The sequence below is a fragment of the Deinococcus ficus genome, assembly GCF_003444775.1.
GTDB classification, from domain to species: Bacteria; Deinococcota; Deinococci; order Deinococcales; family Deinococcaceae; genus Deinococcus; species Deinococcus ficus.
Window position 1 is genome coordinate 224,993 of sequence record NZ_CP021082.1, and the last position, 23,279, is coordinate 248,271.

Sequence of the window (23,279 nt, forward strand, 5' to 3'; positions counted from 1 at the left end):
CGTGAGGGACGTGCGGCCCGGTGGAGTTATCGTCAGGGGATCACTCGGCTGACCTTGGTCAGGGGACCCGCGCCTGCGGCCCGGGCAGTATGTCAGACCCGGCCGGGCGTGACAATCACGCGCGCCACCGGTCAGGCGCGGCGAACGCCCGGACCGTGAGGCGGGAAAACGTTGTCTGGATCGCGGGCCGGCGCGGGTGCGGCTGGCTTACACTGGGCAGCATGCCGCACCGCCTGAACATCATGGTCATCGACGACAACGTCGCGGACCTCGAACTTGCCCGCGAAGCCTGCGCGGAACACCCCGAGTGGGTGAATCAGGTGGTCACCATGACCAGCGGCCGGGAAGCCATCGAGCACCTGCAGCAGAAGGAAAAACCGGTGCCGGACGTGGTGGTCACCGACCTGAACATGCCCGGCATGACCGGCCTGGACGTGATCCGCATCATGAAGGCCGACCCGCGCCTGCAGATGATTCCGGTGGTGGTCCTGAGCACCTCCACCCGCCCGGAGGACATCCGGGACGCGTACGAACTGCACGCCAGCTCCTACATGGTCAAGGCGCCGGATTTCCCCGGGTTCCTGTCGCAGATCGAGTCGTTCCTGGGCTTCTGGAAGGGCGCCAAGGTCGGCCACCGGCCGCGCTGATACCTCTCAGAAGGCCCACTGCCCGTCCCGCAGCAGCGGTTCACGCGACCCGTCCACGCGCAGCCCGTCGACGGTCACGTCTGCGCTGCCCACCATGAAATCCACGTGGGTGAGGCTGTCGTTGCCGCCCCGCGCGGCGACCTCGTCCCCGGTCAGCTGGTCCCCACCCGCGAAGTTTTCCTGGAAGGCGTACCCGAACGCCAGGTGGCAGGCGACGTTCTCGTCGTACAGGCTGTCCAGGAACAGCGTGCCGGTCTCCGCGACAGGCGACGCGCCCGGCACCAGGGCCACCTCACCCAGGAAGCGTGCCCCCTCGTCGGTGTCCAGGGCGCGGCGCAGCACCTCCTCACCGCGGTCGGCCCGGGCGTGCACGATGCGGCCCGCCTCGAGGCGCATCTCAATGCCCTCGACGAGGGTGCCGGACAGGCTCAGGGGCTTGGTGGCGCGCACGGTGCCGGTCACCCGCGTCCGGTGCGGGGCGGTGAAGATCTCCTCGGTGGGCATGTTGGCCGCGAACGGCACGCCCGCGGGGGTGGGCGAGGCGCCCCCCACCCAGACGTGCCCGTCGGCCAGGCCCACCTCAAGGTCCGTGCCCGGGCCCCGCAGGTGCACGGCGCGGTACTGCCGGGCCGTCAGGAGGGCCGCGCGCGCCTCCAGGGCCGCGAGGTGATCGCGCCACGCCTGCACGGGGTCCGGCAGGTCCACCCGGTTGGCGTGAAACACGGCGTCCCAGAGCCGGGACACCGCCTGCGCAGCGGGCAGGTCCGGGTAGACCCGCGCCGCCCAGGCGGGCGCAGGCGCCGCGGCGCGGCACCACGGGAAGGCGTTGCGGCGCATCAGGTCCGCGAAGCCCTGGAGGCTCCGCTGCCGGCCCCGGCGCTCCCGGTCGACCAGGTCGGGGGCCAGCCCGGCGAGCAGGGCTGGGTCCTCGGACGTGACGTGCAGGAACGCGTCCCCCCGTTCGGCGGTGTCCTGCCACAGTTGCGCGCGCCAGCCGGGAAAGTCGGCGAGCGTGTCCGGTGCGGCGTGCAGCAGGCGCAGCCGGGTGCTTTCCGCGTCGTTCCAGATCACGTTCACCAGCGGCGCTCCTGCCAGGTAGGCGTGCCTGACGACCTGCCGGGCGAGCGGGGCGGCGTCGAGGTCCGCGCTGAGCAGGAGCCGCTGCCCGGGCTGCAGGTTGACGCCCACACGGACCAGCAGTTCGGCATAGCGCTCCAGTCGCCGTTCAAAAGGTGCGGTCATGGGAGCGCAGCATAGGCGACCCGTCACTGCCTGGGGATGGGCGCTCTTGCCTACCGCAGCGCCAGCACGCCCGGGCCTGCTGGCGGAAAGGAGGTGCCCGCTTCAGAACACGTCCCTGGGGTGCTGCGGAACTGGGGACTCTGTCCCGCTCGCAGGAGTGTTTCAGAAGGTCATGAGTTTGCCGAGCAGGGTCACCGCGTCCGCCCGGCTGAGGTGCGACAGGCTCAGCGCGGCGAGGACCGCTTTCGACGATCCGCGCGCGCCCACGTTGGCTTTCCCGCTCACGATGACACTGGCGCCCTCTTTCAGCAGGGCCGAGGTGCCCGCGGCGGGACGCAGGACACCGCGCACGGAACTGGCGACATTCAGGGTCAGGCCGCTGGTTACCGTGTTCGCTTCGCCGGTCAGGGCGAAGGCCGCCGCGCCGGGGAAGGCGACCTGATCGAGGCCCAGATGTCCGGTGATCAGGGGAGCGTACGCCGCCCTGGGCGCGGCGGGTGTGGCGCCGTTCGTCGTCCCGTCCCGGACGAACCCCGGGGAGAACAACAGGACCCGGCGGGCGTCCATGTTCAGGTACGCGCTGAGCTGCTCGCGGTCGGTATCGGTGAGGGGGTGGACGGTGGTGTTCCCGGTGTACCAGAGCACGCCACTGTACCGGGACAGCGCCTGCGCGTCCGGACCGTCCGGTTCGTCTTTGTCCTGCCCGGAGCCGCTGTAGGGCACCACGGTGACCTCGAAGGTCCGGCCGGAGGCGGTGAGCGCCGCGCGGGCGAACTGGTCCGCGTGGGAATCCGGGGCGTCCGGGTTGTTCGCGGGCCAGTTGTTGCCTGAGCGGTCGTCATCCACGAGCAGCCAGCGCTCGACGATCACCGTGACCTGCGTGGTGTGCTCGGCGTCCGCGTTCCGCCCGCGGATGGTGATGGTGTGCTGGCCCACCGGGACGTCCGTGCCGGCGGTGAGCGTGAGTGCCGCGCCGGACGGGCCGCCGAACACAGCCGTGATCTTCTCCGGGCCGCTGCCGACGGAAGGTCCTTCGGCCGTCAGGGTCACGGCGGCAGGGGTACCACCAGGTTGCTCGGTCATCACCTGAACAGTGCCGCTCCGGCCGGGATCGATGCGGATGACAGCGGGTTGCGCGGCGAGCGTGAAGCGGGAGTCGCCGGGCGTGGGGGTCGTGACGGTGCGTTCCAGGCCGACGGGATTCCCAGGCGGCGTGGGTGGAGTGGGACTGCCCGCGCCAAGGGTCGTGAGCGCGGTGGTCAGCAGGGTCAGGGACAGGGTGGCGGTCATCATGGGTGTCCTCCTCGGTTCGGGACTCACCGTAGGCCGGGGTGCATGGCTCCCGGATGGCAGAACGGCCATCCGGGCAGAGCGGGGGCGTGGCGTGGGGCTGACGGCGCCCTGCGCGGCAGTACGATGCCGGCACCATGACCGTCAAGCGACTGGACCACGTCAGTGTCGTCGTTGAGGACCTCGCGGCGGCAACCGGGTTTTTCACTGCGCTGGGGTTGAGTGTCGCCGGCCGCGCGCCCGTGGAGGGCGCCTGGGTGGACCGCATCAACGGCATGGATGGGGTGCAGGTGGACATCGTGATGATGCACACCCCGGACGGGCATGGGCGGCTGGAACTCACCCGCTTCCGTCACCCACCCCTGCAGCCGGCTGACCCGGCGCCGCCCAACATGCCCGGGCTGCGCAGTGTGATGTTCGCCGTGGAGAGCGTGGACGAGACGCTCGAGCGCCTGCAGGCTCACGGGGCGGTCCTGATCGGAGGGGTTGCCGAATACGCAGGCCGTTACCGGCTCTGTTACGTGCGCGGACCGGCCGGGATCATCGTTGCGCTGGCCGAGGACCTCCGCGTGCCCGGCTGAGCGTCACGGGCCTGGGGGCGTGCGTCATTTTGCGGACGTCCGGGGACGGCCGCCTTTCTATACTCGCCCTGAAAGGACCCTCATGCCCCAGGACCTGCCCCCCCTTGACCTGTTCAATCTTCCCCCGGAGGCGGCGTTGCGGCCCCTGCACGCCCACGCGCCCGTCTGGCAGCTGCAGTTGCCGGGGCGGTCCGGGACTGGAGTGCTCAAACGCACGGCCCGCACGTCCGGGGAGGCGGTGGCGGTCTGGAGTGGGGCGCTGCGGGACGCCGGGGTGGGCGTGGTGGCGCCGGAACGCGCGTTCAGTCCGAACCCCCGGACGCGGGTGACGTCGGACGGGGAGGAGCGGTGGGTGATCTATCCCTTCGTGGAGGGGCGCCCGTACACGGGAGCGCCCCGGGAGATCCGGTCGGCCGGCCGGCTGCTGGGGCAGATCCACGCCTTTGAAGCGGAGCGTGACTTCGGCCTGAATGTGCACGCCTCGGCCCGCGCCTTCCCCCGGGAGAGTCTGGCTATGGACGCCGAGGTGATCGTGGAGCACGTCCGGCAGGCGTTCCCGGAGCAGGCCGGGCGCTTGGAAGGACTGCTCCTGGAGCGCACCGAGCGGTACCTTCAGGCGGCCCTGCCACGGGTGCAGGGGGAGGCGCTGCCGCTGGTCAACTGCAGCTGGGACCACAAGGCCGCGAACCTCGTCTACGTCACGCCGGACGCGCCCGTGCTGATCGATCCGGACAACGCGGCGAGGCTGCCGAGGGTGTACGACCTCGCCATCACCGCGCTGTCGTTCCCGCTGGACGGCACACTGCACCGCGGCCCGCAGCGCCTGTGGACGCCCGAGGAGTGGCAGCGGTTCCTGGCGGGCTACCTGGAGTTCGTGACCTTCACGCCGGCGGAACGGGCCTGCTGGGCGGACGTCCTGCTGTGCGCCTGGATGGATGAGTCCCTGTGGCAGCTGCAGGACAGCGCGGACGCCTGGCAGGACCCGGCCCAGGAGCCGCTGCTCCTGGAACTGGCGCTGCTGGACGCCCCGTTCCGCCTCCCGGCAGGCGGGGGGCGGGCCTCTTGAGGCGCGTGCCCGTCAGGGACTCATGACCTCGAGGTCGCAGTCCTGCAGGGTGGGCGTGGGGTCTGCCTTGCCGGGTTCCTGCAGGTAGATCATGCCGGCGTACCCGCTGCCGGCCTGGTCGGCGGGCGTAGTCACGCAGGACAGCCGTTCCTCGCCGATCTGAACGGTGATCACGCTGCCCTGGTTTCCGGGGAGGGTCTGGTGCTGCGCCCGGTAGGCCCGTCCGGTTTCCACGTCGTAGGCCGCGCCCGCAGTGGCCTGCCCGGCTGGCGCGGGCGCGCCCCACACGACGTTGTACCGCGTCTGGATCAGGCCGTTGAAGCCGAGCTGCCACACCTGCCGCAGTTGCGGTTGCGGCAGGGCCGTGAGCTTGACGAACAGGTTCCGGTGCGTCCGGCTCACCAGGCAGCCCTGAGGCAGCGGCTCGCTGCCCTGCGCGGCCTGCCGCACGCTGCGCCCCGCGCTGGCCTGCGGGTACACCGGGGGTGGCGTCTTGGCGAGGGGCACCCCGCACGCGTACCGGGCCGGGCCGTCCTCGAACACGATCCAGGCGACGTCACCCTGGGCGTACAGGTACCCGTTCAGGGCGGCCCCGGTGAGGGCGGGCTCACCGGTCAGCCGCACGGGGGTGAGGCGGACGATCAGCCGGCTGCGGTCCGCGGTCCAGTCAGTGGCCCGCACCTGGTACGCCGTGCCCGGCGTGCCCGGCTGCTGCAGCAGCCAGCCGGTGCCGGGCACGGCGGCGCTCAGCCAGGACTGCGCGGAGGCCGGGACGCCGCAGCACAGCGCGGTCAGGCACAGGAGTCGTTTCACCCGTTCAGTGTAAAGCGCGTCTGGTCCGGGCGTGCATGGCGTTGCGCCGCGCCGTACGTGGAACCTGTACGCCTTCCCGGGCCCGGCTTGTGGAATACCGCGTCCGAATCGCTGGACACCCCGGCTTGCGCCGTTCCGGGGGCGTCTTTATGATGCTTAAGGCCAGATCAATTTGCCACAATCCTCACGTTTTCGCGTGAGGGATCACTTTGCCGGGGTGCGCTCCTGGGCCGCCCGGCCTTCAACGTGCCTGTTCCGTCAGGCAGGGAGCTCCGTCTTGTCCTTCTTCTCTCCTCCGTCTGCTGCCCCCGCTCCTGCCCGCCCCAGCTACCAGCCGCCCACGGTCCGGTCCCTCGGGCCCTGGCAGGCGGTAACGCTCGCCTACTCCGTGCCGATCGGCCCGGGCGGCCCTCCCGTCACCCGTCCCCTTTGAAGCGCGCCGCTTCCCGGGCCCGTCACGCGGCCCGGTCCTCTCCCTTTGCCTGTCCCAGGAGCCGCCCATGACATCCCCCCGAGTTCTGGTCCTGCTGGGCCTGCTGGCGCTCGCCGCCTGCGGTCCCGGCCCGGTCACTCCGCCCCAACCTCCCGTGACGGCGCCCGTCACGGAACCGCGCCCGCTGGGCCTGTACGAACTGAGCCTCACCGGCCTGAACGGCCCCTCACCGGCCGGCGTGATCGTCCGCGCCGGACTGCGGGGCCAGGCGGCGGAAGTGCAGGGCCTGCAGTTCACGCCCATGTCCTTCGGGACCTACACCGACGAAACGGCCCGCGTCCGGTACCTTCGCGCGTCGTTCCGGGTCACGAACGGCAGCGGCCAGGCCCTGACCCGCCCCGTGTTCGTGCCGGTGGACACCGACGGTCAGGACGCCACGACCGGGACCACGCCCTTCAAGGGCGTCCAGTACTTCGACGGCAGTGACGCCAGCGGGCACGCCGCGCGCCTCACACTCGACACGCCCCACCGCCTCAACAGCCTGACCGGCACGCCCGAAGTCGACCCGGACGCCACGCCCCTGGTGCGCGGCCTGGACACCCGCGGCCTCGTCGTCACGGCGCCTGCGGGCACGACCGTGACCCGCGTCTTCGAAGAAGGCTGGCAGGGCCGGTCCGTGGCGGCCGGCGGGGAGCAGATCGTCACGTTCGCCACCCGGATTCCCATGGCGGCCGCCGCCAGTCAGGATCCGTTCCGGTTCCGGCTGGTGTTCGCGGTGATCGACGACCCCGCGCTGCAGGGCGGGGACTCAGCGGCCCCCACCGTGCAGGTTCAGGCGACGCCGGCCACGCTGACGGCCGCCGGGACTGTGACGCTGCAGGCCGACGCCAGCGACGACCAGGGCGTGACGAAGGTCGACTTCTACGACGGCGAGGTCCTGCTCGGCACCGACCGGGAAGCGCCCTTCGAGTGGACAGCCGCCTACACAGCCGCCGACAACGGCGAGCGCCGGATCCGCGCGGTCGCCACCGACCCCAGCGGAAACGCCGGCGAGGGCCGGACGACCTTGACCGTCGCCATCGCCCCACCGTTCCTGGGCAGCGGCCCGGCCACGCTCACGGCGGACCTCGTGCGCTCGAACCGCGGGGAGGCGGTGACCGGCTCCAGCGTCCGGCTGTACCGCAGCGGGGACCGCAGCCGCGTGCTGGCCGAAGCGCAGACCGACATGTCCGGCGCCGTGCAGTTCAGCGCAATTCCCGAAGGAACCTACGACCTGGTGTTCAGCAAGGCCGGCGCGGCCGGATCGGAAGTGCTCGGCGCGGTCGCCACGGCCGGCCAGCCCCGCCGCCTGAAGGTCGCGCAGTTCGACGCGCAGAACCCCACGGCGGACACGGCCGTTCCCCAGCTGGCCCTCCTGACGCCCACCGCGCTCGACAGCCAGGGCCGCGCCGCGGACTGGAAGGCGCTCACGCCCGGCACCGTGATGAACGGCGCCGCGCAGCTGCGCGCCTACACCACGGCCGCGAACACCGCGCCCCTGCTGCTCAAGTACCTGATGTTCTCCCTGGTGTCCTTCGACGCCTCCGGGCAGATGGCAGAACTGCGCGGGGCGCTGACGTCCATCGACCCCGGGCACGTCACGCCCGGCCCGGACAGCCAGGACAGCGGGCAGGTGACCCTCGACCCGGCCGGGCTGAGTGGCGACGTGTTCGTGCAGGTCTCCGCGCTGGACTTCAACAACAACCGCTCGGCGTACCTGGTGCCCGTCCGCCTCGAGCGGGCCGGGACGCCGGGGACGGTCAGCGCCCCCACCGGCGTGAGTGCCGTCGGGTACACGCTCAGTGAGCGCCTGAACTACATCTACCGCGCGCCGGGCACAGACCTGACGCCGCAGGGCGCCCGGCCGGACTCGAACAGCTGGGTCAGCGTGTCCTGGGACCAGCCGGCCAGCACGGACGGGCTGACCGGGTTCCGCGTTCTGCGCGCCACGGCCAAAGAAGGCCCCTACGTGGAGGTGGCATTCGCGGGGACAGCGCAGTGCAGCGCGGCCACGCGGCGCTGCACCGCCAGCGACAACACCGCCACGCTGGAAGTCGGCCAGGACTACTACTACCGGGTGAAGGCCCTCGGCACGGACGAGGCCGTAAGTGCCGCGCCGGACCGTCCGAGCACGCACCTGCTGCCGCCCTTCGCGCCGCAGCTGCTCACGCCTGGACCGGACCAGACGGACGTGGACCTGCTGCCCACCTACGCCTTCAAGACGAACGCCTTCGCGGGCGGCGCCACCGGCCTGCGCGTGGACCTGCGCGTGAGTGACACCTTCACGGCCGCCGTGAACAGTGACGCGCCCCCCCTGCGCGTGCTCCGGCAGAACGGCACGTTCAGCGTCACCGGGGTCGGCACGGACACCCGCGACTACAGCCGGTGGGTGACGTACGACGCGGCCACCGACACCCTGAAAGTCCCGCATGACCTCACGCGGGTGCGCTCCGGGCTGACACCCGTCGCCCTGCAGGCCAACCGCCGGTACAGCTGGCTGCTGCACCGCGCCTACGCCTACCGCCTGCAAGATCCCACCCAGCCGGAATCGGCCACGAACCCCGTCGTGGCGTACGCGGTGTACAGCGATCCGGACACCACCAAGGTCGTGCCTGGCGGCGTCACGCAGAGCGTCAGCGCCGTCCATCACTTCATCACCCGCCCCTGAAGGAGTTCCCATGACCCGAGTGACCCTCGCGGCGCTGAGCCTGACCGCGCTGCTTTCCGCCTGCCAGCAGCCCGCCGTGACTTCGCCGCCCGCCCCGCCCGCCGTGGTGGGTGCGCAGCCCACGCCGGACATCGCCCCGGACCGCGTCGCCGAGGACGCCCGCACCGGTCAGCGGTACGTCACCGACCATCTGGTCGTCGGCCTGGGCGGCGCAGCAGCCGAGGCCGTGGCCCGGCAGGTCGGCGGCGTGATCATCGACCGCCTGCCGCAACTGGACGTCGTGGTGCTGCGCCTCCTGGAGCGCGACTCGCTGGAAGCCGCCCGGGAGCTGGGCGAGCAGGGCCTGGTGCAGTTCGCCTCGCCGCAGCAGGTGTGGCAGCCCGAGCCCTACACCCGGCAGAGCGCCCGTCCTGACCTGGGCGCCCTGGCCGTGAATCAGGTGTTCGACGGGCTGCCGCAGTACGCGCTGGACAGCGAGCACCTGAACGCCCAGGCCGCCTGGGACGCCGGGTTCACCGGCCAGGGCGTCACCGTCGGCGTGATCGACGATCCCGTGGACGTCTCGCACCCGGACCTGAGCGCCAACTGGGGCGGAAAGGCCTACGATCCCAAAACCGACCGGACCTACACCACCGCGCAGGCCTGGCTGGACGCCGTGGACACCTTCGGCGCCGCGCCCCAGCCGGTGGACCAGCGCGTGGACACCAGCCTCGAACACGGCACCGCCGTCGTGTCCACCATCGCCGCGGCCCGCAACGGCACGGGCCTCGTCGGGGTGGCCCCTGACGCCCGGTACTTCACGGCCGCGATGTTCCAGCCGGGCAGCGTCGGTTCGGCCGGCGTCGCCAAGGCGATCATCTGGATGACCGACAACGGCGCCCGGGTCATCAACAACTCCTGGGGCGGCGCCGGGTACGACCCACTGATCAAGCTGGCCCTGGACTACGCCCTGGCCCGCAACGTCACCGTGGTCGTCTCCGCCGGCAATGATTCGCGCGAGTACTACCAGCGGCCAGCGCTGTTCGCCGGCGTGATTCCCTCCGCGGCCCTGGCCATCAACAACACCCGGGCGACGTTCTCGTCGTTCGGCCGGCACATCAGCGTCGCCGCGCCCGGCAGCGACGTCCTGATGACCGCGCCCCTGTGGATCAACAGCGACGGCAGCCGCAAGAGCGGCGCGACCCCCGAAGGGGGCAGCGGGTACGTCCTGATGAGCGGCACGTCCTTCTCCGGGCCGTACACCTCCGGCACGGCCGCGCTGATCCTCGGCGCGCGTCCCGACCTCGATCCGTACCAGGTGCGCCGCCTGATGGAGGACACCGCGGACGGCCGCGTCGGGGAGAACCCGGACGGCTTCGACAAGGGCACCGGGTACGGCCGCATCGACCTCGGCGCCCTGACCCGGCGCCTCCAGTCGGGCGTCATGCCCGAGCAGGGCGGCACGCTGAAGGTCGTGGTGCAGTACCTCAAACCGGACGGCACGACCACCGTCCTGACCCAGCCTTCGGACGTGATCATCGAGAAAGACGGCGAGCACGGCGCCATCTACGGCGCGCAGACCGACAGCCGCGGCGCCGCGCAGTTCCTGGCGATGGCGCCCGGCACGTACACCGTGCGCGTGGGCGGCCCGGACCTCGCGGCCGACCCGTCCGCCACCGTCCGCGGCACGTACACCGGGAAGGTCACGGTGACGTCCGGCACCACGCCCACCACCGCCCAGCCCGTCACCATCACGCTGGACAAGGGCTACGTCGAGCCGGTGGTGGACACCTACGAGCCCAACGACACGCTCGCGACGGCCGCGCCCATCGCGCTCGGGGAGCGCACGAAGACGGCCCTGATCTACAAGGACACCTGCGCGAGCACCTGCACGCCCGCGGCCGGCGACGTGGACTTCTACCGCTTCGAAGGCAAAGCCGGGCAGAAACTGAACGTCACGCTGTTCGACAAGTACCACCCCACCCAGCCCATCGGGAACGTCTGGGCCGTCGTGTACATCCGTGACGCGAACGGCGTGACCCTCAAGGACGGCCTCGGCAAGGCCCTCAAACCCAACATCACCACGAACGTCCTGAGCGTCACGTTGCCCAGCGACGGAACGTTCTACCTGCAGGCCGGCACGTACAGCCACCTCAACGCCACGAGCGGCGAGCAGCCGTACACCGGGTCCTTCACGAACAGCAAGGGCAACCTGTACGCCCTGGAACTCAAGGTGCAATAAGCTTCTCCAGAAGCGGGCAGGCGGAGGGTAACCCTGCCCGCGTTTGCATGTGGGCATCAGCGTGTCAGGGCTCACCTTTTTCACCGCACTTCGCGCTTGTCTCAGAACAGCGGGCCCGGCAGGAGTCAACCGCCGGCGCGGACGTGCACCTTCCCCGTGCGGCGGGAGCGTCCCGGCCCGACCTGCAGGAGGTAGCACGCATGCGGACCCTTTCCTTCCTTCCTCTCGTTCTCGGCCTGAGCGTCACGGCCCTCGCCGCCGCGTACTCCAGCGTGGATGTCAGCCTCACCCAGAACGCGGGCGAACTCACCGTCAGCCTCAACACCCGGGTCTCCCCCACCCTCGGTGTGAACCAGCCCGCTGTCCGCAACGGCGTGGCTTACGTCTCCGCTCGCCATGACGTGGGCGCCTGGGCGGTCGGGCTGAGTCCCAAGCTGCCCGTCACCCTGAACGTCAAACACGACACGGGCGCCGTGAACCTGCTGCTCGCGGGCCTCACCGTCCCCCGCCTGAACGTCAACCATCAGAACGGCGAGACGAACGTCGCGTTCGGCAGCAGCACCACCGCCACCATCCGCAAGGACGTCGGCGCGCTCAGCCTGTACGTGCCGGCCGGCACCGGCCTGAAACTCACCGTCACCCGGCTCGGCGTCGGCAGCGTCACCATGGAAGGCGTCGACGTCGCCTCCGGCACCGACCAGGCGGGCACCTACCAGACCAGCAACTACGCTTCCGCCGCGAGAAAGGTGAACGTGACCGTCACGCAGGGCTCCGGCAGCATCGAGGTCCACAAACCCGGCACCGCCCTCCCCCGTTGAGGGGCACCCTGGTCAGGCGTGGCTGGACGTAAGGCGAAACACTCAGCGGCGTCGGGTGGACAGGACCGGAATCGGCGACAAGGTGACCATCCGACCTGCAACCGACCCGAAGAACAGGCCCTCCCAGATCCCCTTGGCGGAGCGGCCCATCACGATCAGGTCGGCCCGCATCGCCGCAGCGCGTGCCAAGGCCACCCCGGCCGGATCCCCTTCGAGCAGCACGCCGCCGCCCAGGGCCTCGAGCCGCCGCCGGCTTTCCATCAGGCGGCGCTGACGCCGCAGGGGCAGCAGGCTGTACGGCGCGGACCGGGGCGACCTGAACCCGGTGGCCGTGCCGTGAGGCAGGACGTGCAGCTGTTCCACTTCTGCCTCCGGAAACTGGGTGCGGGCCAGATGCACGGCGCGCTGCGCCTCGTCGGAAAAGTCCTGCAGCGCCAGAATCCTCCTGGGCGGGGCCGGAACGGGCGCGCCGTGACCCAGGGTGAGCACCGGCACCGCTGAATGGCGGACCGCCGCGGCGGCCACGGAGCCCAGCACCCGTTTTTCCATGAACGATTACGTGGAGGTGCCCAGCACGACCAGATCGAACCGGTCACGGCGCGCGCGTCGCAGGAGTTCCACCGCCGGCTGCGCGGACACGACCACGTCTCCCGGCCCGGTCGCCTCCAGTTCACGCTGGACCTGGCGCAACTGCGCCTGCGCGTGATCGGTTTCCGGCATGGCCGCGTACCGCAGGGCCTCGGTGACCGTCCCGTCGAACGGCACGAGCACGTGCAACAGGTGCAGTTGCGCTCCCGGGAACCACGCCCGGGTGGCGAGGAGCAGCGGGTGATCCGGAGCGGGCCGGTTGAGGGGCACCAGAATTCGTCGGAACACGGTTCACCTCCAGGGCGGGGGATGCTGACCCTCACTCTACCTGGGGGACTACGGCCTCGGCCCTGGGCCTGTTCCCGAAGGAACCCGTAAGTTCCACCCTCCGCCCTTCACCCAGGTTGCCCGGAACGCCGGCAGGATACAATCAAGCGAAAAGTGCCCTTTCCAGGCCTCCTGGTTCTGGCGGGTGCGTCCGTGCAGGCTGAGCAGTACGTGATCACCACAAAATTCGACACGTATCAACCCGCCACGCTGAAGGCCACTCTGAACGGGAAGGCCATTGCACTTCACCACAACGCCGACGGCTCACTGGATGTCACTCCCTTCGTCAAGAAGGGCAAGAACACCCTTCAGCTGGAATGCACGCCTGGACAGAACGGAACCACGTATGCCAAATCCACCCTGACGCTCGGCCCGGGGACACAGGGGCAATGGAAGACGTTGTACAACCGGGTGCTCAACCAGAAGAGCGTCGCCGGCAAGGCCAACTTCATGCTCGTCCGCAAGCTCACCCACGCCTGACCCTGCAACCTGTCAGTGGCGCCCTTGCGGGCGCCTCTTCTGTGTGGAGCGCCGGTGCCTGACACCGGCACCGCCTCTGCCGGGCCGGCTGCGCTACGCTCCAGGCCGTACCCTGAGGCCTCCCGTGATCGAAGACCCCCCCGCCACCGCCGCCCTGACCCCCATTCCCGCCGACGACCTGCGCCGCCGCGTGCGCCAGCGGCCCGGCGATCCCGGCGCGCGCCTCCTGATCGCCCTGGTCGGCGGCCTGCGCGCCGTGAACGCCGGGATCCTCAACGAATGCACGCCCGGTACCGGACGCCCCCGCGCAGACTGGCTGAAACTCACCGAAGCCGAGGTCCTCAGCGCCCGGCACGCCGCGCAGGACGCCGCCGAAACCACCGGCCGGCCCTGGCGCACCCTGGCGATTCAGGCCCTGGACCGCCTGATCAGCGCCCCCGACCCGCACGGCCCGGCCCCCACCCAGGCCGCCTCTCCCGTGGCGCACGGCGGGGCGTACCTCACGGCCGCCGACCGCCGCGCCCAGGCGGCCTTTCCCGCCGTGCAGGCCGGGGAGACCTGGAAGGGACGCCAAAGCGGGCGGCTGGTGCAGATCAGCGAGGTGACCAGTCAGAGCGTGTTCGTGCACGGCGTGGGCGAGTATCCCCGCCAGCGCTTCCACCAGGTGTTCGACCGGCCCTGAACATGGGCTGGCCCCAAAGTTTGGACGGTTTCGAGTAGAGACTCGGCTCAGGAGCAGGGTACCGCACGGACGCTTCTTTCTCGACCAGGGGACGGCCTCACGACCACATTTGCGGTGTCCTGTCCGCAAAGGGGGGCGTCAGGCCGCCCCCTGGCCTGCTCAGCAAACTGGTCGGGCGTCCGGTAACCCAGTGAAGAATGTGGCCTCCTGGCGTTGAAAAACTCGCGGTAGCCATCCAGGACCACCTGAGCGTGACGGGCCGAGTAGAACACCTCCTGGTTCAGAAACTCCTCCCGCAGCCGAGAGTGAAAACTCTCGGCAAAGCCGTTCTGCCACGGTTTTCCGGGCTGAATGAACCGGGTGCCGATCTCTTGGACCGCCAACCAGATCCCCAGATCACGGGCAATGAACTCCGGGCCGTTGTCGCTGCGGATGAATCCAGGCGCACCGCGCGGGGCGATGACCTCGTGCAGGACGTCCTTCACATCCATGGATGTGAAGGACTCGGCCACCCGCAGGGCCAGGGACTGACGGGTGAATTCATCGGTGAGGGTCAGGATTTTCAGCGTGCTTCCCTCCAGGGTTTGATCAAAGATGAAGTCGTAGGTCCACACGTGGGCGGGGAATTCGGCCTGCATAGGAATGGACGTGCCTGTTCGGATTTTTCTGCGAACCTTGGCCTTGACCGTCAGCGCCTCCTCACGCCAGAGGCGCCGGACTTTCTTCCGGTTGAGGTGATGCCCTTCCTGCAGGAGCAGGGCATGAATGAACCGGTAGCCCCGCCGTGGATGGAGCAGGGCCAGCTCACAGATGCGCTGCCGAAGTTCATCGTCCTGGCGCGGTTTGTTCTGGTAATACCAGGTGGATTTGGGCAGGCCCACCAGGAAACAAGCCCGTTCGGGCTTGACCCGTGCCGTGACGAGTTCCCTCGCCACGGCACGCTTCTCGGTGGGCGTCACCGCTTTTTCTGAATCACGTCCCTCATCGCGTCGATCTCGAGGCGCTGCTGGCCGACGATCCGCAGGAGACGGGCATTGTCCTTCTCGAGCTGACGAAGCCGTTTGGCTTCGTCAGGGCTGGTGTCGCCGTATTTCTTCTTCCAGGCGTAGAAGGACGCGGTGCTGCATCCCAGGTCGCGGCAGAGCTCTTCGACGGGCTTCTCACCCTTTTTGGCGTCCTGGAGCAGCTTGATGATCTGGTCTTCGCTGAATTGGCGGGTTTTCATGGATGTGGCCTCGCTTTCCAGCCTAGGGCTGGGGGCGAGCCTCAGTGTCTAGCCCTGACCGTCCAGTTTTCGGGGAGCAGACCAGGTGTGCAGTTTGATTCATGGGATGGATGAGTTCACCAAGACGGCGGAATCCTGACGGCCTACCCTTAGCCTTACCGACTCCTCAATGCGTTCAGGCCATGCTGCACGGCACTGCCCGTGTGCTGGCCTGACCTGGGGACAGCCGGAAAATCACCTAGGAGGTGCTTTACCAGGCGCCGGGCCTTCAGGCCGGCTCTTGTTCCTGCGTTTGACCCCCTGGGTCGTCTTCTTTCCCGTTCCGCGGCTCCGCTGCGGGAGCACGCCGCCTTTGCCCTTGGAGTTCCCATGTCCACACCCAGATGGCTCGTCTTATGTAGTTTGCTGCTTCTCGCCTCCTGTTCCAACGGACCGGCAACCCCCGACACTGGAACGGCAACGCCCACCCCGTTCCCCCAGACCCCGGTCACGGGCGGATCCGACACCCGGCCCCCGCCCGTCGGAGGAAGCCTGCGCATTCAGAGCGAGCCCGTTCACACTCAGCGGCAGGCAGTCGAGCCTTCCATCCGCACCCCGCACACCTCCGACCGCAGCATCTTCAGAAGGGACTACAACCACGGCACGGAGCTCAGCAGCCAGGCGCTCGCCGGATGCAACACGTCCGCGTTCACCAGCACGGGGGACAGCCTCGTGCAGCAGATCGTCAACTCGACCCCCGAGTGCATCAACGAGCTCTTCAGCCTCAGTGCCTCCCAAGGCGCTCGCACGTTCAGCGAAGGCCAGATGGTCTCCGCGGCGAACGGCATGAAAACCCGCGCCCTGAGTTACGCCGGCAGCAACAACGGCATCGAGCAGCTGCTGCTGTTCCTCCGTGCCGGCTACTACGTGCAGTACTACAATCCGACCGTCATCGGCTCGTACGGCGCCCCGCTGAAAACCGCGATCCGTTCCGCCCTGGATGCGTTCGCGAACAACGCGTCGTTCACCGCGAACTCTGACGCGCACGGGCAGATCCTCTCCGAGTACATGACGCTCATCGACAGCTCGTCCGAGAACGCGTACGGCCTTCCGATCGTCAAGCGCGTGCTGCGTCAGTTCGATCCGGCCATTCACACCTCCCGCGGGATGAAAGCCGGCACGAACGCCGCGTTCACCGTCCTGTTCCGCGGCCACTACGTGCCGGAATTCCAGACGGCCGTGAAGCAGGACCCGAGCATCACGAAGGAACTGACCGCCTTTGCGAACAAGCACTTCAGCCTGCTGGGTGGCAGTGACGACTACCTGGTCGCCAACGCCGGGCGTGAAGCGGCGCGGTTCCTGCAGTACACCGAACTCCGGCCGGTTCTCCGCCCGGAACTCACGGCCCTCCTGAACCGCAGCAGCATGACCGGCCCCACGGCCAAACTCTGGGTGGGCATCGCCGAGATGGTCGACTACTACGACGACTGCACCCCGTACGGTCTGTGCGGCTTCAAGACCAGGCTGGCGCAGACCGTGCTCGGCACGACGTACAACTGCAGCCCCACGCTGACGCTCAAAGCCCAGTCGATGACCAGCGCACAGATCCAGGCGACCTGCACGTCCGTGATCAACGAGGAAACGTACTTCCACACGAAACTCGCCACGAACCGTCAACCGGTCGCCAACGACTTCAACGACAAGCTTGAACTGGTCGTGTTCAACAGCAGCAGCGATTACGAGACGTACGCTGGCGTGCTGTACGGCATCGACACGAACAACGGCGGGATGTACCTCGAAGGTGACCCGAGCGTTCAGGGCAACCAGGCGCGGTTCATCGCCTACCGGGCCGACTGGCAGCCCACCTTCGAAATCTGGAACCTGAACCACGAGTACGCCCACTACCTCGACGGCCGCTTCAACATGGCGGGTGACTTCACGGACTCCATCAGCGAGAAGACCGTGTGGTGGATCGAAGGCACGGCGGAGTACATCGCTTACTCCTACCGCGGCCTCCCCTACACCGCCGCCCTGAACGAAGCGGCGAAGGCGACGTACGCCCTGAGCACCATCTTCCAGAACGACTACAACAGCGGTCAGACCCGCGTGTACAACTGGGGTTACCTGGCCGCGCGGTTCATGTTCGAGCGTCACCCCAATGAAGTGAAGACCATCCTCTCGCGCATGCGGAGCAAGGATTACACCGGGTACGCGAGCTTCATGCGCACCTCCATCGGATCGGCGTACGACGGAGAATTCCGTGATTGGGCGCTGAACCTGAAGAACAACCCCAACCCCGATCCCGATCCCACACCCACCCCGGGCCTCGGGCCGTGCACGAGCACGGAGAACATCACCGAATGCCAGCGGGCGAACGTGTCCGGGCCGGCCGGCGACTACCGTTACTTCTACGCCCTGGTGCCGTCTGGCGCGAAGACACTGGACATCCGGGTCAGTGGTGGTACGGGCGACGCGCACCTGTACTACTCGCCGTCCAGCTGGGCGACGCAGGGCAACAGCACACAGCGTTCCACCACCGCAGGAAATGAGGAGCGTCTCGTGATTCAGAACCCGGCGCCCGGGTACCACTACTTCTCGCTGTACGGCCAGAGTGCGTTCTCCGGCGTGTCCGTGTCGTCCACGACAAGCGGTGCGACCACGCCCACGGAACCCACACCAGGCGTGACGGAGTGCCCCACCACGGACGCGAACCTCCTCGGGAAGAACTGCAAGCGCAGCGGCCTGAGCTCCACGTACGACTTCAAGTACTTCTACGTGGACATTCCCGCCGGTACGCCGTCGGTGAAGGTGACGCTCTCCGGCGGCACCGGGAACGCTGACCTGTACTACAACCGCTCCAGCTGGGCCACCAGCTCCACCTACACGCAGAAGTCCACGGGGGCGGCGAACACCGAGACCATCACCATCAATCAGCCGGCCGCTGGCCTGCACTACTTCACGATCGGGGCCACCGCGCCCTACAGCAACGTCACCATCCAGACGAACTGGTAGGCCAGCTGACGCGGGACATGCAGACACCACAGGAAAGGAGGCCCCAGAGCCTCCTTTCCTGTTTCTGTTGCTGGTCAGAACTCGCGCGTAAATCGTGTTCGCAACCTGACTACTCCTCAAAACTGGGCGTGAGGCTTGGCAAACTTTGCCGGGCGGGGATGAGGAGGAATGGAACAATGGGTCATGGTTGAGGTCAGGCCCAAGTGCCTGTCCATCTCTACCCTCGCCGACAGTCGTCAACAACAGGGAAGGGGCTCAATATCTTTCGGATATGAGTGTAACAAAGACTGCCAATTGAAAACAATTGGCACAGAAGAGGGTTCGAAACACCCTATCCAAAACCAACACGGATACATGGAGGCCTTAATGATCAGTGTGCGAGAAATCAACGTCTTGACTACCCTTCAAAACAGAGTGTAGGCCCACCACTATCGACAAGAAGCATACGGATGGAGATTCGCTTTTTCTTGCTCAATATCAGCAATCTAGATGAGGCTATGAGTACAGGTCTCCTCTACACTGCACTGGTGAAGGAAATCGTCATTCATCCGTATAACCCACTCTGGCCTGCCCAATTTGCCAGTCTGGGAAGCGCCCTGCGAGCCACACTTGGGCCGCACGCACTGGCGATCCACCACATTGGCTCCACGAGTGTCCCTGGGCTTGATGCCAAGGATGTCCTTGATGTACAGCTCACCGTTACGCGGCTTGATGTCCCAATTCGTGTCCCCCTGGAGAACCTGGGCTTCATTTACAGGGAAACGGTGGTTCGAGATCACTGCCCTCCTGGTCAGACCATCCGCCCAGACGACTTGGAGAAACGTTATTACTTTCGGCCAGAGCCACGCGTACATCTTCACGTGAGACAGGACGGACGTTACAACCAGCGGTACGCCTTGCTATGCCGAGACTATCTCCGAGCAAACCCCATGGCACGGGACGCGTACGCGGAGATCAAGCGTCAACTCGCCGGATACTTCCCGGCAGATCAGGCGGCGTACTATGCCATCAAGGATCCGGTCTTCGATACCCTGATGGCCGGTGCGTTCATTTGGGCTGAGGCTACCAATTGGTCAGTACCGTCAACGGACGCGTGACGCTGACGAGTTGAAGGACAATCTGAGCTCAGCGCGGTCATCAGGGCGGCCAAGCTATGCCAGGACCTACGAGATGGATGTAGTAGAAGATCCTGGAGGTCCGTGTTTCTTCACTGTGGTGACCGTTCGACGTGCCGCGATCTCGCCCGTCACACATGCCCAGATGAAGGCAACACTGACGACCGTCAGGAGAGAAGACACTCGTTCGGCGCGCGTCAGACCCGTATCTTCCAGGTTGACCCCTCTGGTTTTCAATGCGGCGTGCAGATTTTCTGCTTGCCAGCGCAGGGCATACCGGCGCATGTTCGGCAGGGCGTGCCCCCGATACGCCAGGTACAACATGTCACCGGCTGCGTTTTTTGTGGCCGCCACCCGCAGATTCATGCCGTAGATGCGGGTCCGGCGATGCCAGACCCTGACTTCACCCACCTCAAGGTTCTTGAAGACTGCCCAGACCGGCATGCTGTGCGCGCCGATCGTGGCGCGAGCTGGGAGACGAATGCAGGGTGCAACCCCGTGCTGGTCGAGGAATCGAAACCAGTGCTGCCCAATGAATTCACGATCCGCGAGCAGGCACCGGATCTCCCGATCTGGGCAGAGCTTCAGGAAGCGCTCCACGAGCGCTTCCCGGACACAGGAACGACTGGCCCCACCGTGCGGGAGCAGTGTCCACATCAGCGGTAAACTGAACCCGTTCCACACAGCAGAGAGCAGGAGAATATTGACGTCCTGCTGTCCAAGTTTCCAGTTGGTGCGGTCAAGAATGAGGTCGATTGGGCCGGGCGGGAGAAAGGACAAGGCGAATCGGGGGAACAGTGCCTCAGGAAACGGAAACTGGACGAACCGGCAGAGCCGCTGATACCGAGTCGTTAACGAGCCTGGGAGGGCGACGTGCGTCTTTAAGCTGTACAGGACGACGGTACGCGCCTGAATGACCGCCAGGATCAGTGCCGTGAAGACGACGAGGCGGCGAGCGTCCAGAGGGAAAGCAGACCGCAAGGCGGTCTGCAGGGTGTCGTGAGGTGGTCGGGTCCTAGGGGTTCTCATCGCAGGAACACCGTATAGGAGCTGACTTTCTGCTGCCTACTGTGCGTTTTGAAGGGTAGTCAGGTTCGCAACACCTGGAAGGGCCACGGCGGCCTTCAGTGGTCCTATGCCGCGCGACCTGGCTTCCTGGGGCTCAGGACTTCGGTGCACTTGAGTCTTGGGACGCTCAGGGTGGTAACTCCCCTGAGCACCCATTCCGCTGGGCCGTACTGAAAGCGGGACAACCACCTGTGGCTGAACCAGACCTGAACGGCGAACAGGGCCAGAGCGATCCCGGCGATTTCCAAGAGGCTCACCTGGCCCATCAGCTTCAGCCCGTAGCCGTGAAAGATCAGGCTGCACATCAGGGACTGCCCGAGGTAGTTGCTGAGGGCCAGCCGCCCCGCGGGCACCAACCAGTAGAGTTTCCCTGCATGGCGCGGCCAGGTCAGGGTGAACAGGGCCACGTAGGCCGCCGTGAGAAACGGGGCGGTGAAGGTGTCCAGCGCGAAGCCCAGGACCTTGACAGGTTCGGAGACGTTCAGGTGCACCGTCCCGGTGTACACCATGGCCCCCAGGACGCCGACCGGCAGCCCGAGGCGGAGCATCTTCCCGAGGACGGGCTGGGCACGCTCAAGCGATTGGAAGACGTCCAGCTTGCCGGCGGCGAAGCCCAGCAGGAAGGCAGCCAGGGCACTGACCCCCTGCAGCGCCATGAGGACCGGCCAGGTGGACCGGTACTGTCGCGCATGCTCGGCAACGACCTCACCGGGTAACCCGGTGAACCCCGTGAGGGCTTGCCGCACATGTCTGAGCTCGGCCGCGGCGTCCGTGGCGAAGGCCGTGGGCTCAGCGAACGCCAGACCGGAGAGCACGAACCACACCAGGGCATTGACGCCCAGGAGGATCAGGGCCACGCGGGTGGCCCGGCGGGCGTCCCAGTGCTCGGCCAGGACGAGAATCACACCAAGCAGGGCGTAGATGGTCAGGATGTCTCCGTGGTACAGCAGCAGGGCGTGCAGGACGCCGATGACCGCCAGGCCCAGCAGCCGGCGCAGCATGCGGGGCCGAAAGGAGGCGCCGGCGCGAGTGGCGGCCGTCATCTGCAGGGTGAAGCTGTAACCGAAGAGAAAGGAGAACAGCAGGTAGAACTTCGTTTCGAACAGCAGGGTGATGAGGGCATAGAGCGCCTGGTCGAGGGGGCCGCGCACGGCCGGGTCGGGCAGGCCGGTGGCGTAGTAGGGGGTGGCGAACACCAGAATGTTGACCAGCAGGATGCCCAGGAGGGCAAGCCCGCGCAGGGCGTCGATCACGTGGAGCCGGTCGGCGCCAGTCATGCGGGGTCACCCAGCAGCAGGTGTACTTGAGTGGCCCAGAGGTCCGCGAATGGGACATCGAGCCCGAGGATCAGTTGGTTGCTGAGGCCGTCGAAGGTCAGGGCGAGCAGGGTAGCGGTGAGCGGAATGGAGGTTCGGGGGGCCCGGAGGTGCCCGCTCTCGACGGCCTGCGAGAGAAGCGTTTCGAAGCCCTGCGGGTAACTGAGGGTGATCTGCTGGAGCCCGTCATGGTAGCGGCCTTCCCGCAGCCCGAGGGCGAAGTACTCGTGGAGCACGCGGGAGAAGCTGGGGTTCTGGGCGAGCGCTTCGAGTGACTGAACGCCGTCCCGGATCAGTTGCGCTTCGAAGGGTTCGTCCGGGGCGGGACGACGTTTGAAGCTGGAGTCGTAGGAGGCGATGACTCTGACTTCTTCGAACAGGGCGGCGATCAGGTCGTCTTTGGTGGGGAAGTAGTAGTAGAGGGTGGGTTTGGCGATACCGACGCGCTGGGCGAGGGCGGAGAGGGCGGTCCGGTCGATGCCTTCCTCGGCGATCAGGTCGTAGGTGTGGGTGAGGATTTTTCGCAGCGTATCGGGGTTGCCTTTCATCGGAGCCTCCAGTCAGCTTCATCTACCGGTCGGTCGGTAGATGAAGCCTAGGGGGCCAGGGCAGACCTGTCAATGCCATTTCCAGGTGCATAACGATCGAAGCTCACCTCAGGCGATCAGACCAGCACACGAGACCGCTGCCCAAACCGACCTTCGAAAAGCCACGGGAGTATCAGCTCAGACCGGTCGCTGGAGAGGGTCAATGCGCTATCCGTGAATGCCAAACCTTCCTCTCAGGGACGGGCAGGGGCGTCTTCCGGGTGCGCGTCCGGTCCACTCTCGCGGCCCTGCAGGAGCGCGCGGTACTCCGCGGGTGTGAGCCCCAGCGCGGCATGAAAAGCGCGCGTGAACGCGCTGTGATCGTAGTAGCCGCACTCCAGGGCAATCTGCCCGACCGTGTGATCGGTGGTCTGAAGCAGGCGCAGGCCCGCGTCGAGCCGCACGCGGGTCAGGAGTTGTTTCGGGGAAAGCTGACACGCCCTCTTGACCTGGCGCTGCAGGGTGGCGCGACTGACGCCCGCGGCCCGCGCGATCTCGAGCACGGACAGAGGCCGGGCGTACTCCTCCTGAATCAGACGCAGGGCACGCGCGTACCCTGCCTCACCAGCAGGCAGGGACACATCCCGCGAAATCCCGAGCAACGCGCGAATACGACCGCCCTCGTCCCGGAGGGGCTGCTTCGTCGTGAGACACCAGCCCTGGGCTCCAGAGGGGTAGAGGTGAAGCTCCAGGTGCTCGACGAGGCGCCCTCCCTGCAGCACGGTGCTGTCCTGAACGGCGTAGGAAAGGCTCAAGGCGCCCGGGAACACTTCCTCGACACGCTTGCCGACCAGGGCGGCCAGATCCGGGCAGTGCAGCCGCTCCAACAGGGTGGTGTTGGCATGCAGGTACCTCCGATCCGCATCCTTGATGAAAAAGACGGTATCGGGAACGTAATCGAAAACGCCGAACAGGGTACCGGCGAACTGGTGCCACTCGGTGGGCGTGGAGGGAAGAGGAAAGTGCATTACTGGTGGCCGCCTTGACGTCGGGGGGGGAGCCGCAGGGCAAGGGAGCGCCTCTCGAGGACAGCACTGCCACGCTTGAAACCCTGACTCTCCCCCTTCACAGGGGCCCCAGCA

General features: G+C 67.5%; 20 protein-coding genes and 1 pseudogene. 10 read left to right on the forward strand and 11 right to left on the reverse strand.

The window, feature by feature from the left end; all coding sequences use genetic code 11:
* The first annotated feature begins 221 nt into the window (after positions 1 to 221).
* On the forward strand, positions 222 to 647 hold the full coding sequence (locus DFI_RS14610) for a response regulator (RefSeq protein WP_022802711.1): 426 nt from the start codon (positions 222 to 224) through the stop codon (positions 645 to 647).
* Between the two features lie 6 nt (positions 648 to 653).
* Here DFI_RS14610 and DFI_RS14615 read toward each other — a convergent pair whose 3' ends face one another.
* Positions 654 to 1,889 (reverse strand): aminopeptidase, encoded by a 1,236-nt coding sequence (locus tag DFI_RS14615; protein WP_027464007.1) that lies wholly within the window; start codon positions 1,887 to 1,889, stop codon positions 654 to 656.
* A gap of 162 nt (positions 1,890 to 2,051) precedes the next feature.
* Positions 2,052 to 3,182 (reverse strand): hypothetical protein, encoded by a 1,131-nt coding sequence (locus tag DFI_RS14620; protein ID WP_027464006.1) that lies wholly within the window; start codon positions 3,180 to 3,182, stop codon positions 2,052 to 2,054.
* 134 nt (positions 3,183 to 3,316) lie between these two features.
* Here DFI_RS14620 and DFI_RS14625 point away from each other — a divergent pair, with 134 nt between their 5' ends.
* Entirely contained in the window at positions 3,317 to 3,760 is a 444-nt protein-coding gene (locus DFI_RS14625) for a VOC family protein (RefSeq protein ID WP_027464005.1), read from the forward strand.
* Between the two features lie 82 nt (positions 3,761 to 3,842).
* The gene (locus tag DFI_RS14630; protein ID WP_027464004.1) at positions 3,843 to 4,826 is read left to right on the forward strand and encodes a phosphotransferase enzyme family protein; all 984 of its coding nucleotides are present in this window, start codon (positions 3,843 to 3,845) and stop codon (positions 4,824 to 4,826) included.
* 12 nt (positions 4,827 to 4,838) lie between these two features.
* Here the strand turns inward: DFI_RS14630 and DFI_RS14635 are convergent, their stop codons facing one another.
* A complete protein-coding gene (locus DFI_RS14635) occupies positions 4,839 to 5,639 on the reverse strand; it encodes a hypothetical protein (RefSeq protein WP_027464003.1) in 801 nt (266 codons plus the stop codon).
* A 500-nt stretch (positions 5,640 to 6,139) separates the two neighbouring features.
* Here DFI_RS14635 and DFI_RS14640 point away from each other — a divergent pair, with 500 nt between their 5' ends.
* The 3 genes from DFI_RS14640 (at position 6,140) to DFI_RS14650 (ending at position 11,818) form a co-directional block, all read left to right on the forward strand.
* Entirely contained in the window at positions 6,140 to 8,779 is a 2,640-nt protein-coding gene (locus tag DFI_RS14640; protein ID WP_081425983.1) for an Ig-like domain-containing protein, read from the forward strand.
* A gap of 10 nt (positions 8,780 to 8,789) precedes the next feature.
* Positions 8,790 to 11,000, forward strand: coding sequence for a S8 family serine peptidase (locus DFI_RS14645; protein ID WP_027464002.1), 2,211 nt, complete (start codon positions 8,790 to 8,792; stop codon positions 10,998 to 11,000).
* A 200-nt stretch (positions 11,001 to 11,200) separates the two neighbouring features.
* Positions 11,201 to 11,818, forward strand: a complete 618-nt coding sequence (locus DFI_RS14650) for a LiaF domain-containing protein (RefSeq protein WP_027464001.1) — start codon at positions 11,201 to 11,203, stop codon at positions 11,816 to 11,818.
* A gap of 42 nt (positions 11,819 to 11,860) precedes the next feature.
* On the opposite strand, the gene DFI_RS14655 is transcribed toward DFI_RS14650, so the two are convergent.
* Together DFI_RS14655 and DFI_RS14660 are read right to left on the reverse strand one after the other, a co-directional pair.
* Positions 11,861 to 12,367: a universal stress protein gene (locus DFI_RS14655; RefSeq protein ID WP_051308220.1), complete on the reverse strand. Its 507-nt coding sequence runs from the start codon at positions 12,365 to 12,367 to the stop codon at positions 11,861 to 11,863.
* 6 nt (positions 12,368 to 12,373) lie between these two features.
* Entirely contained in the window at positions 12,374 to 12,694 is a 321-nt protein-coding gene (locus tag DFI_RS14660) for a universal stress protein (RefSeq protein ID WP_027463999.1), read from the reverse strand.
* Positions 12,695 to 12,847: 153 nt separating this feature from the next.
* Here DFI_RS14660 and DFI_RS14665 point away from each other — a divergent pair, with 153 nt between their 5' ends.
* A complete protein-coding gene (locus DFI_RS14665) occupies positions 12,848 to 13,213 on the forward strand; it encodes a hypothetical protein (protein WP_027463998.1) in 366 nt (121 codons plus the stop codon).
* Between the two features lie 124 nt (positions 13,214 to 13,337).
* Positions 13,338 to 13,895, forward strand: coding sequence for a hypothetical protein (locus tag DFI_RS14670; RefSeq protein WP_027463997.1), 558 nt, complete (start codon positions 13,338 to 13,340; stop codon positions 13,893 to 13,895).
* 47 nt (positions 13,896 to 13,942) lie between these two features.
* On the opposite strand, the gene DFI_RS14675 is transcribed toward DFI_RS14670, so the two are convergent.
* Positions 13,943 to 14,854, reverse strand: coding sequence for an IS3 family transposase (locus DFI_RS14675; protein WP_027463996.1), 912 nt, complete (start codon positions 14,852 to 14,854; stop codon positions 13,943 to 13,945).
* Positions 14,851 to 15,120 (reverse strand): transposase, encoded by a 270-nt coding sequence (locus tag DFI_RS14680; protein WP_027463995.1) that lies wholly within the window; start codon positions 15,118 to 15,120, stop codon positions 14,851 to 14,853. The genes DFI_RS14675 and DFI_RS14680 overlap by 4 nt, the downstream gene beginning before the upstream one ends.
* A gap of 369 nt (positions 15,121 to 15,489) precedes the next feature.
* Here DFI_RS14680 and DFI_RS14685 point away from each other — a divergent pair, with 369 nt between their 5' ends.
* Positions 15,490 to 18,111 (forward strand): M9 family metallopeptidase, encoded by a 2,622-nt coding sequence (locus DFI_RS14685; RefSeq protein WP_081425982.1) that lies wholly within the window; start codon positions 15,490 to 15,492, stop codon positions 18,109 to 18,111.
* Between the two features lie 527 nt (positions 18,112 to 18,638).
* Positions 18,639 to 19,208 carry a GrpB family protein gene (locus DFI_RS14690; RefSeq protein WP_244940395.1) on the forward strand — a complete coding sequence of 190 codons (570 nt, stop codon included), beginning with the start codon at positions 18,639 to 18,641 and terminating at the stop codon, positions 19,206 to 19,208.
* A gap of 23 nt (positions 19,209 to 19,231) precedes the next feature.
* Here DFI_RS14690 and DFI_RS14695 read toward each other — a convergent pair.
* The 4 genes and pseudogenes from DFI_RS14695 to DFI_RS14710 form a co-directional block, all read right to left on the reverse strand.
* Positions 19,232 to 20,255: pseudogene (locus tag DFI_RS14695) on the reverse strand (IS4 family transposase); the annotation flags it as partial.
* A 104-nt stretch (positions 20,256 to 20,359) separates the two neighbouring features.
* A complete protein-coding gene (locus DFI_RS14700) occupies positions 20,360 to 21,571 on the reverse strand; it encodes a DUF418 domain-containing protein (RefSeq protein WP_043779341.1) in 1,212 nt (403 codons plus the stop codon).
* A complete protein-coding gene (locus tag DFI_RS14705) occupies positions 21,568 to 22,158 on the reverse strand; it encodes a TetR/AcrR family transcriptional regulator (protein WP_027463994.1) in 591 nt (196 codons plus the stop codon). The genes DFI_RS14700 and DFI_RS14705 overlap by 4 nt, the downstream gene beginning before the upstream one ends.
* A gap of 233 nt (positions 22,159 to 22,391) precedes the next feature.
* Complete coding sequence (locus tag DFI_RS14710; protein ID WP_051308217.1) at positions 22,392 to 23,165, reverse strand: AraC family transcriptional regulator; 774 nt, start codon at positions 23,163 to 23,165, stop codon at positions 22,392 to 22,394.
* Positions 23,166 to 23,279 lie beyond the last annotated feature (114 nt).

What these genes read in the sequence shown, in the direction of transcription:
- DFI_RS14610 (WP_022802711.1), top strand. Translation starts at nt 222, where the DNA reads ATGCCGCACCGCCTGAACATCATGGTCATCGACGACAACGTCGCGGAC.
- DFI_RS14615 (WP_027464007.1), bottom strand. Translation starts at nt 1,889, where the DNA reads ATGACCGCACCTTTTGAACGGCGACTGGAGCGCTATGCCGAACTGCTG.
- DFI_RS14620 (WP_027464006.1), bottom strand. Translation starts at nt 3,182, where the DNA reads ATGATGACCGCCACCCTGTCCCTGACCCTGCTGACCACCGCGCTCACG.
- DFI_RS14625 (WP_027464005.1), top strand. Translation starts at nt 3,317, where the DNA reads ATGACCGTCAAGCGACTGGACCACGTCAGTGTCGTCGTTGAGGACCTC.
- DFI_RS14630 (WP_027464004.1), top strand. Translation starts at nt 3,843, where the DNA reads ATGCCCCAGGACCTGCCCCCCCTTGACCTGTTCAATCTTCCCCCGGAG.
- DFI_RS14640 (WP_081425983.1), top strand. Translation starts at nt 6,140, where the DNA reads ATGACATCCCCCCGAGTTCTGGTCCTGCTGGGCCTGCTGGCGCTCGCC.
- DFI_RS14645 (WP_027464002.1), top strand. Translation starts at nt 8,790, where the DNA reads ATGACCCGAGTGACCCTCGCGGCGCTGAGCCTGACCGCGCTGCTTTCC.
- DFI_RS14650 (WP_027464001.1), top strand. Translation starts at nt 11,201, where the DNA reads ATGCGGACCCTTTCCTTCCTTCCTCTCGTTCTCGGCCTGAGCGTCACG.
- DFI_RS14655 (WP_051308220.1), bottom strand. Translation starts at nt 12,367, where the DNA reads ATGGAAAAACGGGTGCTGGGCTCCGTGGCCGCCGCGGCGGTCCGCCAT.
- DFI_RS14680 (WP_027463995.1), bottom strand. Translation starts at nt 15,120, where the DNA reads ATGAAAACCCGCCAATTCAGCGAAGACCAGATCATCAAGCTGCTCCAG.
- DFI_RS14685 (WP_081425982.1), top strand. Translation starts at nt 15,490, where the DNA reads ATGTCCACACCCAGATGGCTCGTCTTATGTAGTTTGCTGCTTCTCGCC.
- DFI_RS14700 (WP_043779341.1), bottom strand. Translation starts at nt 21,571, where the DNA reads ATGACTGGCGCCGACCGGCTCCACGTGATCGACGCCCTGCGCGGGCTT.
- DFI_RS14705 (WP_027463994.1), bottom strand. Translation starts at nt 22,158, where the DNA reads ATGAAAGGCAACCCCGATACGCTGCGAAAAATCCTCACCCACACCTAC.
- DFI_RS14710 (WP_051308217.1), bottom strand. Translation starts at nt 23,165, where the DNA reads ATGCACTTTCCTCTTCCCTCCACGCCCACCGAGTGGCACCAGTTCGCC.